Origin of the sequence: Companilactobacillus hulinensis, from assembly GCF_003946555.1 — a bacterium.
Lineage (GTDB): Bacteria > Bacillota > Bacilli > Lactobacillales > Lactobacillaceae > Companilactobacillus > Companilactobacillus hulinensis.
The window spans coordinates 25,948-42,944 of record NZ_RHOO01000005.1 but is presented as its reverse complement, the minus strand read 5'-3'; the positions used below and the strand labels follow the sequence as shown (position 1 = coordinate 42,944).

Sequence of the window (16,997 nt, the reverse complement as noted above, 5' to 3'; positions counted from 1 at the left end):
ATCCAGACTTTTTACTTGTTATATGCTTGATTAATTTCTTTAGTAAAGTTTACTGCAAAATCGTATCTCACATCATTTTCAGTAAGTCTTCGATAATTCTCATTATTTAGCACATACTTCTTAGAGTTTGTATTTTTTACCCAGAAAGTAAACGGTTCTCCACTCAAGTAAGACTTGTTATTCTTTAGATCATTACTTCTCAACATTGTAGCAAACTCGCCAGTGTCAGTCTTATCATAAGAGTTCAAACTTAAATCAGTGATTATTTTAGATCCAATTTTGGGCAAAGGTCCATCAGTATCATTTATATATAATTTCTGATTAGAATCAGGATTAACCGTAACGCCGTTATACTTACCTGATTCTAAATTCATGCCATTGAAATACTCTCTTGCGGCAACAATCCCACCACTCAAAACAATGGTTATCGTCTTATTCTTGAGCTTCTTATCGCCCATCAAAACTGCGTCTATTTTAACAGTTGCCTTAGTATTAGCTAAATGATTCAGGTTTGTCATTTTCTCTAAGTTCACAACCGTGCCCTTGATCAGAGGCTTCTTACTAGCTTTCATTTCTTTCAAGTTCTGAGGAAAAACATATGAAGAAGTCTCCCCAATAGTTCTTACATCGATTCTCTTAATATCAGAGACCTTTTCGTCCCAAGCTTTTTTATTGCGAGTTATTTTTTGCTTTTGAACTTGTAATTCAGATTCTGGGTCCTTTTTAGAACTATCCTTACCAGCATTACTTTGACATGCAGTAAGAAATATTACCGAAATCAGTGGAAGTATCAAATACGTTGCTTTCTTCATAACGGTTACCTCTTAATTGTTTTAATTAAGCTTATCATGCAATAGGTCGCTATGATATTCAGATTTGATATACCAACAAATAAGTTTGTAACTAAATCAATGATATTACAAAGTAAATTACAGTTAGAACACATACCTTGATCTTACTGGCTTGAGAAACATTTAAGTACCTCCAATTCAAGGCAGCGGTGAGTCCATTTCCTAACAATCCAAAAATACCTTTGGTCCAGATGTTGAGACTCTTATCTGTTACTAATCCTGCGATGATCGCCAAGATAGCAATAACCGTCAATCCAATGGCAATATTTATAAAAATCGTTGTTTGAAAATCTGATTCATTATTTTTCAGAATAAAATACATAACGCCGTAATAGATTACAAAACTTATTATCAAGGCAACCGTGTAAATTCCTAGTTCCATCCACTTGCCCACACTTGGTGCAGACGATAGATTCTTATTCGATAAGAACATCGCTGTTATTTCACTAAACGCATAGACCAAAAATACTGCGACTAATGTTACCCTATCTAATTTATATAAATTCTTCATGATAATCCCCTTAAAATACTATTCTTCTTTTAGTAATCCCACTAATGGTGACTGTGCAGCTTTGTTTGAAGGAATGAATCCAAATATCAAACCGACTGCTGTTGAGACAGATATCGATAATAATAATGAATAGACTGTAACGATAGCCTTAAATGGTAGAAAGGCGTTGATGATTGCTACTAGCCCATATCCACAAATGATCCCGACCAGTCCACCGATCACGCATAATACAACACTCTCAATCAAAAACTGGCTACGAATATCATTCGATGTCGCACCAAAAGCTCGACGAATACCAATTTCTTTACGACGCTCAGACACAGTAATATACATCACGTTCATAACGCCGATACCAGCGATCAATAAAGATATTCCGGCAACTAAAGCAACGAAATAAGTAATATAATTCATCATTTTGGTAAATGTCTTACTCATTTGATCGGGATTAGAAACAGAATAGCTTCCCATTTTCTTGTCCTCACCAAATTTTTTCATCTGCTTAACAGCGCGTTTCCCAACAGATTTCTTATTCACACCTGGCTGAACGTAAATTCTTGCCAAATCCTTGGTTATTTGACCCGCAAATAATTGTTTGAAGACTGTCTTCGAAACATAAATATCCGGACGGTAATTAAAATCACTGATCTTATATATACCTCTGACAATGAAGACATTACCATCAATTATCATAGCCCTATTCAGAGCATTCCCACCTTTGAATAAGCGGTTAGCTAATCCGTGCGAGATAAAAACATTACTTGAATCATCGCTATAGATTGTTGTATCGTTCCCCTTGTACAGATTCAAATGTTTCGGAGCCTTATTCAAACTGGTCGTCTCGTGCTTCGTCTTATATTGAACTTTGGCACTAGCCTCTTGACTACTGCTATCAAGTTTCACATGATCAACACCGGATAGTGATTCAATACTAGAGACATCATTTTGAGTGAATCCACTAGTTGAATCATCATATGATGAAGTCTCAAAGCTTATCGTTACTCGTCCACTATCGTTATGTGTTCCCATCCCTTTGGTCATAGTCTTAGTGAAACCATCACCAACAGCAAGAATTGCAATAACACAAGCGATCCCGATAATAATACCGAGCATTGTTAGAAAGTTACGATTCTTATTCTTACCAATTGATTTGAATGCGATCAAAAGTTTATCAATCATTTTTAAACACATCCTTTGCATCGTGATATAACTTACCATCACGGATATAGACCGTGCGCATGGCATATTCAGCTACTTCTTCATCATGAGTAACCATGATGATAGTTGTGCCATCTTGATTCAATTTAGTGAAGATATCCATGATCTCCTTACTAGTCTTAGAATCAAGTGCACCCGTTGGTTCATCCGCAATTATTAACTTCGGCTGATTAACAATAGCTCGAGCAATAGCGACACGTTGTTGTTGACCACCAGATAATTCAGCAGGACGATGCTTCTCTTTGCCATTGAGTCCAACTTTTTCTATAACATCTTCAACTCGTTCACGTTTGTGATGCTGCTCGTTTTTACTATAAATAAGTGGAACTTCAATATTTTCGTAAACACTATAAGTTGTTAATAATTTGAAATTTTGGAAGACGAAGCCCAATTGATCTCCACGAATACGTGACAATAAGTTATCGCTAGTCTCCTTATAGCTCTTATTATTCAGTAAATATTCACCAGTATAATCTTGGTCCAACAAACCCAGAATATTGATCAAGGTAGACTTACCCGAACCAGATGGTCCCATAATGGCTAAGAATTCCCCATCAGCCACTTCAAGATCAATGTTTTGTAATACTTGAAATTGTCCGTATGATTTCCCCACATTTTTTATTTTTAGCATGGCTTCACCGTCCTAGAACAAGACCAGCTTGTCGCCAGCCTTGATTCCTTCTTTGACATAATAGTCATTGTTGAACTTAGTTAGATCCAAGACACGTTTGTGCTTCTTATTATTTCTAACAATATAGACAGTATCTCCAGACTTCACAGCTTCCTTAGGAATCCTGTATCCACGAGTTTCATTCTTGATCTGAACGTGCATTCCGTAAGGAAGTGAATCATCGGTGCTGACTTGGAAATGATAATAAGAAACAGCTCCGGTATTATAAGGAATCTTGTCCTTAGCTGTATAGCTACCATCGGTTTTTTCACCATCATTCTTAACAACCGTTACAGCCTTACCAAGCTTGATTTTATCCAAAGAAAACTCGTTGACGTTTCCTTCAATAATAGGTGTGCCGTAAATGAAACTGCGACCTTCAGTATCCTTGAAATAAGTACCGGCAATTGGTGCAATCACAGTGCGGTTCTGCTCTAGATTCAACTTGTTTAATTTATCTTGAGCATCACTCAAAGCTTCTTGGTCCTTAGCTAATTCAATCTGATAATCAGTGTTCTTATCAGTTGTCTTATTCAATTCTTGTATCGTTAATTGTGCTTGTCTAATTTCTAAATTAGCAGAATTTATTTCACTCGCCATATTTCTGTAGAACGTGAACAAGACCTGCCCCTTTGTAACTTCTTGACCATTAGAAACATTGTTGCTGGCAAGCACTTCATCATCAGATTTAACCTCGTCGCTAACAGCATGCTTCTCATCGGCTTGAACTACCCCCGTGAAGCTGTCAGAGCGCTCTGATTTCACTGTATAAGTATTGTATTTGTCAGTTTGATCTTCAGTGTCATGTCTGCCAAAAATAACAAATCCGGCAACACACGCCATAACGATAACCAATCCCCAAATAGTGATTCTGATCTTTTTCATACTTTTCCCCCATTTTAAAAAAAGATTTTACGATATCTATTTTAGAGGAGAGAAATGCCTTTGTAGTGCGATTTGTATTACGTAATCTTACAATTTTGTAAGCTCAAAAAAGGCAAAAAAATATCCACAAAAACTATTTATCTACAGTTTTTGTGGATATTTTATAATTTCGATGATCCCTATAAAAAACAAACTTAACAACTAATAATAAAATAGTGCTTAATTTCAAATCATCAAGTATATAGCCGGAGGTCGAAAGTAATTGAGCCAGCGGTGAAGGTGGTGTTGGATGGCGAAGCCATCCTTACAGCACAGGGCGACTTTTGAAATCTGCGGTCTATGCAGAATCTTCAGACCGCCTTACGGCTGAAGATGGTCCACACAGCAGGCACAATTACTTTCGACCGCAGGCAGCAGACAACTAAGCAGTAACAGTATCTGACTTATCTGAAACTGATTTTGACTTCTTATCTATACGTCTCAAACCAATACCAGTAAATCCACTAATAATAGAAAGAACTGGTGATAATAAACTAAAGAAGCAGAACGGTAAGAATTCTAAGGTTGAAACTCCAAGCGTATTGGCAGCAAACGCACCAGCAACACCCCAAGGAATCAAGTAATTAATAACAGTACCACCATCTTCAAGTACACGACTAAGTGCTAAATTATCAAGACCACGTTTATTAAAGGTTTCTTTGAAAGCTTTACCAGGTAAGATAACTGATAAGTATTGTTCACCAACGAAGATATTAACTCCGATACCTGAAAGAATCGTAGCTGTAACCACTGCACCTGGTGTCTTAAGTTTGGCAGCAAGTGGTGTCATAGCTGTTTGAATCACATCAAACTTCATCAATAGTCCACCAAGTGACAATGTTAAGAAGATCAATGAAACTGTACCCATCATGGAAGTAATACCACCACGAGTAAGTAATGCATCAACTGCAGCGTTACCCGTCTTAGAAACAAATCCATTTTCGATGAATCCGGCAATATCTTTAACTGGTGTACCAGGCTTTTGAATGAAGATCATACCGACTGTAACGGTGATGTTCAAGATCAATGTAGCAATTGCGGGAATCTTTGAGATAGCACAGATGAATAATAATCCAACTGGTAGAATAGCCCACCAAGAAATAATAAAGTTACTATTCAAAATATTAAGTGTGGTATTGATATTGCCAAGACTAGCATTTGAACCAGTATTGCCAAGGATTGCGTATAAAACTAATGAAATCAAGAAAGCAGGAATTGTTGTCCACATGAGGTTCTTAATATGTGCGAACAAGTCATCTTCAGCGATTGCAGAAGCTAAGTTAGTTGAATCTGAAAGTGGTGAAGTCTTATCTCCGAAAATTGCTCCAGAGATAATGGCTCCAGCAACAAGAGCTGGATTAACGCCAAGTGTTGTACCCATTCCGAATAGTGCGATACCAAGTGTTGAAATAATTGTAAAAGCACTACCGATCGATGTACCGATGATGGCACAAACCAAGAATACTGAAGGCACGAACCATTTAACTGAAATCATGTGGAATCCAGCGACCATCATTGATGGAATAATTCCAGCAGCGATCCATGTACCGATCAAAGCACCGATCAAGATGAAAATGAAGATTGGCACGATTCCGTTCTTAACACCATCGATAATACCGCTATGAATATCGTCCCAGCTGCTGCCACGAACTTTGGCCCAGAGAACTAACAGACCGATGACTACCAAGACTGGTGTTTGTGGTGAAAGACCAAACTTGATAACACCGAATCCTAAAATTAATAACATTACTAATAAAATTGAAATAGCTTCTTTGAAGCTTACCTTGTTTTCCATAATTAATCTCCTCGAATTTAGTTGATTTTATTTGATGCTCCGATATCGAGGATTGCCACCAGCTGTATTGTTCATAATCTTTGTCCTTCCCAAATGAGTTACAAAAGTCAGATTCCTACGTTTGTTACGAATAACAAATGCACCACCCTGTGGCACCTTTGTTATTCTAGACAATCTTCAGAATCTACCGACTTTTTTCACTCTCTATACAAAAAAAAGCCGTCCCTATTGCTTACGCAACAGGGACGACTAATAACCGTGGTACCACCCAGATTGAGAATATAAAAATTCTCCACTCTCGAGAAGTAACGGTCCTCTTTACCCGCTTGGAAAAACCAAGTCATGTCTGGTATTTCATGACGTACACCCTGACCGGTTCGCATCAACCACCGGCTTTCTTACACACAGATGCAGTACTACTTGATTCAGACACTTATATTTGTTCATTTGAATGACTTGAATATTATCAGTAATTAAATTACAAGTCAAGTTATTGTTTTAATAATTCTCTAATTTAATGATTCTGCAAAATAAAATTGGCATTTTTCAATAACTTATTTAAAACAGTTTCACTAACTTTTCCGACAATCTTTCCATTGCGTGCCTTAAAATCAAAACATGAAAAATTAATCATAGAAATCATACCGTGAACCCCACTCTTGGGATCATGACCTCCAAATTCGTGACCTGCATGCGGTTCGTAGTCTATAAATATAATTGATCCTTGTTCGATCATGTCCCATCCTCCTGATAACTAATATAAACTAAATAATTTCTTTACCGACGGCCCTACCACCATCTACTGGAAAATCTAATTCATTTTTAATAGCTTCAAAATCATAATTTTTATATTTGCCTGAGAACCATGGATTCTGTTCTGTAGGTTTATAACTGATGCTACCGTCTGACCCTTTGACTGCTTCCACCATCTCATTTTCAGAGAAGCCAGATTCTTTCGGCATAGTTACAATTAATGAATTACCGTTCTTTCTAACTTTAAATTTACCTAAGTTCTCCATCTCTTTCATTTTTAAAACGTCCTTTCCAAATAAACAAGACTCAACCTTACGTATAAAGTATATATGTACATATATTAGTCTCAAAATAAACAACAGCAAATTAGCCATAGGCGGCAACAAAAAAAGAATGCCAAAGCATCCTCCAACAAAACATATTTAAGCCATTCGTCTATCAATAACTTTTGACAATAATGACAATGCGTAACAAACAACAAAGTACATTACAGCCATCGCTACGAAGACCGGAATGATGTAATTAGGATCTTGTCCATAAACAACCTGACCATGTTGCATCAACTCTGGTACAACGATGATGGTTGCCAAAGAAGTATCCTTGATCAACGAAATAAACTGACTAACTAAAGCCGGGATCATTTTCTTATAAGCCTGTGGTAAGACAACGTGCCACATTGCTTGACTAAGCTTCATTCCCATCGCACGTGATGCTTCCATCTGACCGATATCAACAGCCAAAATACCAGACCTGATGATCTCTGCAATCATGGTCGATTCAAAGACTGTCATGGCTAAAATAGCAGCTGGTATCGTATCTGGTTTGAAACCAAACGCTGGTAATCCGAAGTACGTGAAGAAGATGATCAAAAGTAATGGCAAGTTACGAATAACATCGATAATGTAGCCGATAATTCTTGATAGATATGGAATCTTAGCATATCTGATGATTCCTAAGACTGATCCGATAATAAAACTCAGTATTACTGAAATAACTGAGATCAATATTGTGATCCATAAGCCTTGGAGCAAGAATCGTATATTGATCCATGAATAAGCGTCTATCCAGTTTTGCATATCGTTCCCCTCCTAAGCTAATTTTCTTTCTAGATGCTGCATATAGTAACTGATCGGCAAAGTAATAACCAAGTAGAACAGTCCCACAACAACGTAAGTATTTACAGTATCAAAAGTCTGTGATGCAATCGCGTTACCTTGATACATCAGATCAAATCCAGCCACAAAGGCTAGAACTGATGAATTCTTAACTAGGTTAACGAACTGATTCCCTAGTGGTGGGATCACCAGTTTGAATGCCTGTGGTAAGACAACATTCTTCATTGCTTGCCAGAAAGTCATACCCTGAGCACGAGCAGCTTCCATTTGCCCGCTATCAACTGAATTGATACCAGCACGAACCGTTTCAGCGATAAAGGCTGAAGTATAAATCGTCAATCCGATAGTTCCAGCTGTAAAACCATTGATCTTGACCACATACAATGGAATTACCAAGTAGAAGAACATTGTAATAACTAGTAATGGAATGTTACGGAAAATTTCTACGTAGACATTACCGATAACTCGGACTACTTTGCTTGGCATAACTTCCAAAATGGCAAACAATGAACCGATGATCAAACTGAAGAATAGTGCCAAGACACTGGATAGAAGCGTCCAGCCAAATCCAGAAATGAAGGCTGACCAATTATCTGTTAGTAGTTTTATCATTTTCTTAGCACCTCCTTGTAATTGAATCCAGGAACATCACCAAACCACTTCATGATTAGTTTGTTATAAGTTCCATCTGCTTGAACTTCTTTGAGCGCTTTATTGACGGCTTTCTTGAAGTCTTTTTGCCCCTTGTTGATACCAATACCATAAGGTTCAGTGGTGAAGGCCTTACCAGTTAACTCATAGCCTGGATTGCTAACGGCCATACCAGCTAAGATAACGTTATCGGTTGTCAAAGCATCACCTTGTCCAGATTTCAAAGCTGTCAATGCCTGAGCATAGTCTGGCAATTGCAAGACTTGTGCTTTAGGAGCAAACTTCTTAACATTTTGAACTGAATTAGAACCAACAACACCGATGATAGTCTTGCCATTCAAATCCTGAACTTTCTTAACTGAAGAACCCTTTTTAACAAGGATCGATTGTCCAGCGTCAAAGTAAGGGTTCGCAAAGTCGATTGTCTTCTTACGTTCCGGCGTTATAGTCATTGTAGCGATGATAGCATCAATGTTTCCGTTCTTTAACAACGGAATACGTGACTGTGATGTAACGGTAACAAACTTAGCAGTTGCATCTTTACCTAACATCTTCTTAGTAAGAGCTTTAGCCAAATCAACTTCAAAGCCCTTTTCTTTACCATCTTTTACATCGACTAATCCCAAAAGCTTCGTATCCGCCTTAACACCCCATGTAATGGTCTTAGATTTTTTATCATTTTCCAAAACATTTTGTGATGACAGTGATTGTGAACCACATCCAGTAAGTGTCAGCACTAGGAGCAAAGACGTGATCAGCAGTGATAAATATTTAAGCTTCTTTTTCATATCAAATACCCCCTGTTTTAATGCTTGATGATCTTACCTAAGAACTGGTTAGCACGTTCATTTGAAGTATGTTCGAAGAAGTTCTCAGTTTCGTCATCCTCCAAAATTTGACCATCAGCCATAAAAATTACACGGTTGGCAACTTCTTGAGCGAAGCCCATTTCGTGAGTAACAATTAACGAAGTCATATCACTTTGACTTGTAACATACTTAATAACACCAAGTACATCATCGATCATTTCAGGATCTAGAGCACTTGTAGGTTCGTCAAATAACATACAACGAGGCTTCATAGCTAGCGATCTAGCGATGGCTACACGTTGTGCCTGTCCACCGGAGATCTGTGAAGGCATGTTATGTGCTTTATCCGCCAAACCAACTTGGTCTAATAAAGCCATAGCAGTCTTCTTATTTTCCTCTTCGCTTAATTTGAGAACAATTCTTGGTGCTAACATAACGTTCTCCAAAACATCCTTATTCGCATATAAGTTAAAGTGTTGGAATACCATTCCGACATCAGTACGGATACGGTTGATATCTGTCGTCTTATCAGCGATGTCACGTCCATTGACGATCAATTGACCTTTTTGGATTGTCTCCAAGCCATTAACAGTTCTGGCCAAAGTACTCTTACCAGATCCTGATGGTCCGATCAAAACAACAGTCTCTCCCTTATCAATTTTTAAGTTGATGTCCTTTAGTGCGTGAAACTTGCCGTAATATTTTTGTACATCACGGAATTCAATCATTGATGACATAACTATTTCTCCCTTCTTTTCCCTGTAAAATCTTTTTCAAAAATAATCATTAAAGAAATTTTAATATCTAAAAACTAATTTAGCAACAAAAAGCATCTAAGCTCAATATAAGTTCGGCTTTAGCACATGGAGATTATTGCATCAAAGTCTTTATATACCAGTACTTTATAGTAAAATTCTGTCATGTCGAAAATTTTTTCAAGCTTCTTTAATGTTTCAAAACCCGAACTAAAACCTTGTTAAAAAATTATCGAGTAATTTATTGTACCATATATTAAATTTTTCTCCTAAAATTATATCTATTCTAATACATAAAAAAACACCATTCGGGGAATGAATGGTGTCAATATTTGGATGTGACTGCTCTCACATCTGATATTTCGAGAACGGGAATTCTCATATTTTAAGGGGATGTTTCAGGAATCTTGTTGAGGGATATCCATTTAAAGGCTCCTCTGCTTCAGAGGAGCTGGGGTCGTAAGGTACTACGGGGGAATACCCGGCGACCCCAGTTCCCCTGAAGGAAAACTGGTAATTATTATTTCAACACGATCTTCTTGTACAAGTAACGAGTTAATAGATAGTAACCAAGGTACAAGATGATGAAAATTCCAAATGGAACCTCGATGTGTGAATATGGTTGGAACAGAATACCTTTGAACATTTGTAGTCCTACCAACACGTGGATAATACCAAGCCCAGCGGGAACTGCGAATAGTACCGCAATTTCTTTATTAATAGTAGAACGAAGTGTTCTTTGACGTGTACCGATCTTGTGAAGCATGTTATAACGTTTAACATCACCACTAGCACCTGACAGAATCTTGAACATCAGACAACTTGCCAGCATTGCTAAAAAGGCAATTCCGAGGAAGAATCCCATGAATTCTAGTCCAGAGAAGAATCCATTGATCATTACATAGGCACTGTACTTATCGCCACCAGCTTGTTTCAAATCTGGATAACGCTTAGCTTCTTCTTTTGAGATAGTCTTGATCTTACTCAAATTATTCTTAAATGAAGTTGTTTTAACTAATGTCAAAGTATCTGAATTAGCTTGAATCTTGTTGTATTCAGCATCACTAACTGCTTTTAGTTGATTCATACGATATTTGGGAAGCATGTTTTGTTGCATCGAATAACTAACATCTGGATTGTTGATGTTTGTACTCTTCTTAGTTGTAGCTAACATGCTCTTCATATTGAATGATTCATAATAGAATGGTTGTTTCTTGAATTCACTAGCACGATAATAGACTGTTTTGCTCTTATCATCGACTTTATATGAATAATTGTATTGATCATCACCGCTCAAATGATTGATACGATTCTTTTGTGCTGTATCGGCGTTATGAACTGCCACATCATAGTAGTTTTGACCATTTACAACTGTAGAGATCTGCTTCTGGAATCCTAGTCCAACAGTGATTGCACCAAGTGCCAAGGCAAACATGATCGATACCATTGAGAGTATCTTAGTGTAATCAGCAATTCTGAAGCTTAATTGTGAGAGTGTGAAGTTGTTCAAACCTTTTTGAGAGAACTTTGTATTACGTTTTAGCATCGAAATGACGGCTGTAATAGCTGCATTGATCGTAAAGTAAGTACCAATAACGATGGTTACCAAGGCAATCGGAACACCTAGATAGATGAACATTGCATTCTTACCCATGTAAAACATTGAATAATAACCAATTGCTAAGAAAATCAATCCAATGATTGCTTGAATAAATTTGACAGCGCCGTTACGCTTGATCTTGCTTGGTTGACTATCCTTGTGTAGCAAAGTTAGTACTTTAGTACGACGAAGTGAAATCGAGTTACGAATGGCTGAAAAAATGAAGAGGACGATAAAGAAAATAAATGTCCACATAAGAGCTGGTAAATAAAAACTATTGAAATGTTTGATCTGCATATCAAGCGCATTGATCATCCATTGACTAACGTATTTTGTAGCAACAATACCAATTGCGGAACCAATCAAAGTTGAGATAGCTCCAATTGCGAATGTTTCAACGAAAATCATCTTGGAAATCTTGCTGCTCTTGGCACCAAGCATCATGAACATTCCGTATTCCTTCTGCCTCATGCTGAGCAGGAAGGTGTTCGCATAATTGATGTACACAATAGTAATTATTGACAGAAGAATGATACCGAATCCGAAAATAAAGGCCGTTGCGGCAGCTGGTGAATTAGAACTTAAGAACGTCTTATTGGTAGCTAATGACAAAAACATATAAAAAATTGCTGAAGCAATCATCAAACCTGAGAACAATACTGTGTAGTCTCGCATTCGATGACGTATGCCACTTAGGGCTAGTTTGTTTAACATAATTTAATCTCCTTTTTGGGTTTGGGGGTGAAACTTCCCGGCTTTTTCGTTCTCTGATTTTTGAAACGAGTTGCGAAAGCCAAATTTCTGCGCCTGCTACGAATAACAAAACTATCGCTTCGCGCTAATTCTGTTATCCTAGGCAGTGCTCAAAATTTCCCGGCTTTCTCCACTATCTGATATCTATTCGGCGAATGTTCCCAATGAATCTAAAATTTCTTGATAAAATTCCCCACGTGTGTTGTCATCTTTTCTCAATTCTTGACCAATTTCACCATCTTTAATGAAGAGAATGCGGTCACAATAACTTGCTGAGAATGGGTCGTGTGTTACTAACAAAATTGAAACGTTATCTTCATGATTGATTTTTGTCATCGTATCCATCAATGCTCTGGCACTCTTGGAATCAAGGGCTCCTGTTGGTTCATCACCGAAGACAATCTTTGGTTCGTGAACTAAGGCACGGGCAGCGGCGACACGTTGTTTTTGTCCACCTGACAATTCTGTTGGATAGTGATTTAAGATATCAGTCAAACCTAGCTTTTCAGTGATTGCCGTTACAGCTGGTTTGATTTTCTTAGGTGAAACATTTTGCAATGCCAATGGCAAAGCCACGTTTTCATATGCTGTTAAGTTTTCCAATAAATTAAAATCCTGGAAAATAAATCCGATTTGATTAGCACGGAAATCAGCCATCTCATTTGTATTCAACTTAGTAATATCTTGTCCGGCAATTTTAACTGAACCACTTGTGGCAGTATCAAGAGTTGACAAAATATTCAATAATGTTGTTTTACCTGAACCAGACGCTCCCATGATTCCAACAAATTCTCCTGGTTGAACTTCAAAGTTTACATCGGATAAGGCTTTGTACTGTTTCTCATCGGCCTTACCATAAATTTTTTCAACATTTTTTACTTCTACAATTTTTTGCATTTCTTGTACCTCCATTTGATATATCTATCTTACAAAAATTGATGCTTACAGTCGTTTGATTCATCTTACTTTTAACTTACAAAATCGTAAGTTTATTTTTATAAGCCGCTTACATAGGTAGTATTTAGTAAATTTTTTTTCTATAATAGGTTGTTACTTAAATAAACAATATAAAGGGGTGTATTTCCGATGGGGAATAAATTGCCAGAAATTGACTCTGCTGATAAGAAGTCATATATTAGCTGGCCTGTAGTTGCCTTGATGGACTTCGTTACCGTTATCGGTTTCGATGACATTATTTATAATTTCCATAATCAAGGCTTAGGAATCGTTACAACTTGGATCTTAATGCTATTTTTGTTTGTTGTACCGTATGAGATGATGGTTGGTCATCTTGGTTCAACATTTAGTGAAGAAGGTGGCGGTATCACGTCTTGGGTACGTGGTACTAGCGGTAACCTTTGGGGTTATATTTGTGGGTGGACTTATTGGGTATCTGGTCTTCCCTACATCGTCGATGTTGCCAACTCAATGCTTATTTCATTCGGTTGGTTGATCAATGGTTCAAACAAAATGTCAGATACTATGAGCAACAGTATGTTTGCTCTTTTGACAGCTCTTATCTTCACATTATTTATTTTTATCCAACATTATTTGAAGAACTCATTACAGATTTTGAGTGTTATCGGTGGTGGTGCGATGTTTATCGTTACCGTCTTGTACGTTATCATGACTATCGTCTACTTGGGACAAGGTAACGCACCACACACACAACCATTCACGTTCAGTTCATTCATACCTAAGTTCGATATGCATTATCTTTCAACATTCGGACTAGTTATCTTCGCCATGAATGGTTCAGAATTCGCCGCACCATACGTTACAGAAATGAAGAATGGTAAACGTGACTTCCCTAAGGCTATGTGGATGCTAGCAATTATGACTGGTGTTCTAACAGTTCTAGGTTCATTCTCATTAGGTGTCTTCTTTAACGCTCATCACTTGCCAAATGACTTGAAGATGAACGGTTCATACTATGCTTTCCAATATATGGGATCAGAATTCGGCATGGGTAATTTCTTCCTATACTTATTCTCATTCACACAAGCAATTTACATGATGGCACAACTTGCTGTCCTACTAGATGCCGGAACAAGAATGTTCTTGTCCGATACTGCTAAGGAATACTTACCAAAAGGACTAACAAAACTTGATAAGCATGATCTTCCAATCAATGGTTACTGGTTAACTACTGGAATTTGTACGGTTATCATGGTGCTTAGTGCAACCTTGCCTAACATGAATTCAATTTTTAACCAACTACTTAACTTGAACGGAATCGTTTCGCCATATGCAACATGTTTCTTGTTCAGTTCCTTCATATTAGTTAGATTACGTGAGAAACAATTCAAATCTGACTTTGTTTATATCAAGAATAGAAAATTCGCTATCTTAGTTGGTGCATGGTGCTTCGCCATTACCTTCGGTGCTGCCACATTGGGAATCTTCCCAACTGATGAAATCGCCGGAACCGGTGCATGGTATCACGTACTTACACTTAACATCATCGAACCACTATTAATGGTTGCTGTTGGTGTTATCTTGCCAGTTATTGCTTACTTCCAAAACAAGCGTAACGGTGGAGATATAGCTTAAAATTGTTCAAATAAAGACGCCTCGAAATTAATTTTTCGAGGCGTTTTTTTGTGTTTTCCGCCTACGGTGAGAAGAAAATGTGCCTGCTGTGGGACCGACTTCAGACGAGTTCGTCTTCAGTCTCGCTTCTGAACTCCGCACAACCCGCGGATTTCAAAAGTCGTCCTGTGCTGTACGGATGGAAGTTCACCATCCTACACCACTATCACTGCTGGCACATTTTCTTCTCACCTCCAGCTAATCGTTACTTATTTATATGAACTGTCTAAGATAATATCCTAAATAACAATAACAAGACGAACCTAGCCTCCTCTGTTCAATTAGCAAAAATCTAATTAAATTATAATTTACCCATTAATCACCCTTGAATTTCTAATAATATTGAAGTACTATCGGTACATTACATTATTTAAAACGTTTCTTTTATTAGAAAGGATGGACAACAATATGGAATCAGAATCAGAAAAGGTATCATTCAATATCTCACCAGAGGACTTAGGATACATCAACCTATTAGTATCTCGTGGAGACTATAGTACCAAGAACAACTTTATCCATAACGCTATCAAAAATGAATTAGCAAATAACAATGCTCCTGTGGACCACGGTAACAACTAAAAATTAAATGGCCAACAGGCCCATGGGAGTTTATTTATGGAGAAAAAATCTAAGATTCAAATATCTTTAGCCACGATCAGTCTATTTATAGGCTCCTTTTCGAGTGAGCTCTTCACTTTTGCCTTGGGGATGTATGTTCTTAAAGTCTACAAATCTAGTATTTTATTCTCCTTGATAATCTTTATAGGACCGTTATTCTCATTTATACTCAGCCCTTTTATTGGACACTTGGTGGATAGTTTTAACCACAAAAAAATTGTCGTTCTCGCACAGATTGCCAGTGTTTTGGTCTTATTATTGGGAAGTTATTCCTTAATAATAGGAAACAAAACCTATTTCCCTATCGTAATCATTATTATGTCAGGACTTTTGGAGATTTGTGATTCATTCCAAACCACAGCCTATAAGGCATCCACAACGGGAGTTGTCCTTAAAGCTGATCAACAAAGACTGATTGCACTAGAACAAAGTGTCAGTATAATTTCAAGCTTGCTTGGACCAATTGCTGGTGGAAGTCTTTTCAGTGCTATCCCCGTTGTTTCTTTCTTTATTATTGATATTATTGGTGAAATCGTTGCCTTGATCTTGATGGCACTTCTTGATTTCAATCTATCTGGGGTTGCGACAACTGGTGAACAACATAAGAAGAAGACTGTTCTACTAGACTTTAAAGAAGCTCTATCATTTATTAAGGGTGACAAGTTACTAGAATCAATGGCTTTCTTTGCTATGTTCGCTAACTTCAGTCTTGCCTCGATCAATGTGGGTATTCCGTATGTGTTAGTCACATTGTTCAATACTAAGTCCACTATCTTCGGTATTATCCAGGCTCTATCTGCCGTAGGAATGTTAGCAGCTAGTTTGTTATGGAGTGTTAAACAAATAAAGAAAAATCTTACTAGCATGACCGGAGTTTTTGGATTACTGGTAACTTTGACTTTCTTCCTATTCTGTTTACCGCTCTTCACGAAGATAAACATGTCCTTTACCTATGGAGTTTCTATGTTACTACTTGGTATGTCCGTCACTTCGATCAACATGCCTGTTTCAATCTATATCAGAACCAAGGTGCCATTTGATATTCAAGGAAGGATCAATGTCTTCTTCAACTCCACTATCAATATCCTGACACCATTCGGAACAGCACTATTCGGTGTATTGTTCAATAAAGTCTCACCTATTATTCTTTTCGCGATCACTGGAGTTATTTTATTGATCTTATCTGTTTCAATGCTTCTTATGGGACATTCACAGACAGAAGCAGCTGCAGATTAAGGTATTAATTTAACAAAGAGTACAAAATAAGCCGCTGTTGATGGCTTTGAGTGACAAAAACCATCAGCAACGGACTTTTTATGTTTTATACAACTATTTGATTTCTTCTGCAAAGCGGCAAAAAGCAAGCAAAACACTTGCCTTATAGC

General features: G+C 37.4%; 17 protein-coding genes. 3 read left to right on the top strand and 14 right to left on the bottom strand.

What is annotated here, in order from left to right; all coding sequences use genetic code 11:
- Positions 1-11: 11 nt before the first annotated feature.
- The 14 genes from EKM66_RS04395 to EKM66_RS04330 form a co-directional block, all read right to left on the bottom strand.
- Entirely contained in the window at positions 12-812 is an 801-nt protein-coding gene (locus EKM66_RS04395; protein WP_125762078.1) for a hypothetical protein, read from the bottom strand.
- A gap of 91 nt (positions 813-903) precedes the next feature.
- On the bottom strand, positions 904-1,362 hold the full coding sequence (locus tag EKM66_RS04390) for a hypothetical protein (RefSeq protein WP_125762077.1): 459 nt from the start codon (positions 1,360-1,362) through the stop codon (positions 904-906).
- 18 nt (positions 1,363-1,380) lie between these two features.
- The gene (locus EKM66_RS04385; RefSeq protein WP_125762075.1) at positions 1,381-2,538 is read right to left on the bottom strand and encodes an ABC transporter permease; all 1,158 of its coding nucleotides are present in this window, start codon (positions 2,536-2,538) and stop codon (positions 1,381-1,383) included.
- Complete coding sequence (locus EKM66_RS04380) at positions 2,531-3,208, bottom strand: ABC transporter ATP-binding protein (protein ID WP_125762073.1); 678 nt, start codon at positions 3,206-3,208, stop codon at positions 2,531-2,533. Before EKM66_RS04380 ends, EKM66_RS04385 begins: the two co-directional genes overlap by 8 nt.
- Positions 3,209-3,220: 12 nt before the next feature.
- Positions 3,221-4,132 (bottom strand): efflux RND transporter periplasmic adaptor subunit, encoded by a 912-nt coding sequence (locus EKM66_RS04375; protein ID WP_125762071.1) that lies wholly within the window; start codon positions 4,130-4,132, stop codon positions 3,221-3,223.
- Positions 4,133-4,553: 421 nt separating this feature from the next.
- Positions 4,554-5,966 (bottom strand): Na+/H+ antiporter NhaC, encoded by a 1,413-nt coding sequence (gene nhaC, locus EKM66_RS04370; protein WP_125762069.1) that lies wholly within the window; start codon positions 5,964-5,966, stop codon positions 4,554-4,556.
- A 514-nt stretch (positions 5,967-6,480) separates the two neighbouring features.
- Positions 6,481-6,702: a hypothetical protein gene (locus tag EKM66_RS04365; protein ID WP_125762067.1), complete on the bottom strand. Its 222-nt coding sequence runs from the start codon at positions 6,700-6,702 to the stop codon at positions 6,481-6,483.
- Positions 6,703-6,730: 28 nt separating this feature from the next.
- Positions 6,731-6,994, bottom strand: a complete 264-nt coding sequence (locus tag EKM66_RS04360) for an AbrB/MazE/SpoVT family DNA-binding domain-containing protein (protein ID WP_125762065.1) — start codon at positions 6,992-6,994, stop codon at positions 6,731-6,733.
- Between the two features lie 147 nt (positions 6,995-7,141).
- Positions 7,142-7,795 (bottom strand): amino acid ABC transporter permease, encoded by a 654-nt coding sequence (locus EKM66_RS04355; protein WP_125762063.1) that lies wholly within the window; start codon positions 7,793-7,795, stop codon positions 7,142-7,144.
- Between the two features lie 12 nt (positions 7,796-7,807).
- Positions 7,808-8,446, bottom strand: a complete 639-nt coding sequence (locus EKM66_RS04350; protein WP_125762061.1) for an amino acid ABC transporter permease — start codon at positions 8,444-8,446, stop codon at positions 7,808-7,810.
- Entirely contained in the window at positions 8,443-9,273 is an 831-nt protein-coding gene (locus EKM66_RS04345) for a glutamate ABC transporter substrate-binding protein (RefSeq protein ID WP_125762059.1), read from the bottom strand. The genes EKM66_RS04350 and EKM66_RS04345 overlap by 4 nt, the downstream gene beginning before the upstream one ends.
- A gap of 17 nt (positions 9,274-9,290) precedes the next feature.
- Positions 9,291-10,022, bottom strand: a complete 732-nt coding sequence (locus EKM66_RS04340) for an amino acid ABC transporter ATP-binding protein (protein WP_191988032.1) — start codon at positions 10,020-10,022, stop codon at positions 9,291-9,293.
- Between the two features lie 547 nt (positions 10,023-10,569).
- Complete coding sequence (locus EKM66_RS04335; RefSeq protein WP_125762055.1) at positions 10,570-12,363, bottom strand: FtsX-like permease family protein; 1,794 nt, start codon at positions 12,361-12,363, stop codon at positions 10,570-10,572.
- A gap of 183 nt (positions 12,364-12,546) precedes the next feature.
- Positions 12,547-13,299 (bottom strand): ABC transporter ATP-binding protein, encoded by a 753-nt coding sequence (locus EKM66_RS04330; protein WP_125762053.1) that lies wholly within the window; start codon positions 13,297-13,299, stop codon positions 12,547-12,549.
- Positions 13,300-13,488: 189 nt separating this feature from the next.
- Between EKM66_RS04330 and EKM66_RS04325 the strand changes: the two genes are divergently transcribed.
- From EKM66_RS04325 to EKM66_RS04320, 3 genes are all read left to right on the top strand, one after another.
- Entirely contained in the window at positions 13,489-14,955 is a 1,467-nt protein-coding gene (locus tag EKM66_RS04325) for an APC family permease (RefSeq protein ID WP_125762051.1), read from the top strand.
- Positions 14,956-15,402: 447 nt separating this feature from the next.
- A complete protein-coding gene (locus EKM66_RS12515) occupies positions 15,403-15,573 on the top strand; it encodes a hypothetical protein (RefSeq protein ID WP_164505037.1) in 171 nt (56 codons plus the stop codon).
- Between the two features lie 36 nt (positions 15,574-15,609).
- Entirely contained in the window at positions 15,610-16,848 is a 1,239-nt protein-coding gene (locus tag EKM66_RS04320; protein WP_125762049.1) for an MFS transporter, read from the top strand.
- Positions 16,849-16,997: the final 149 nt, after the last annotated feature.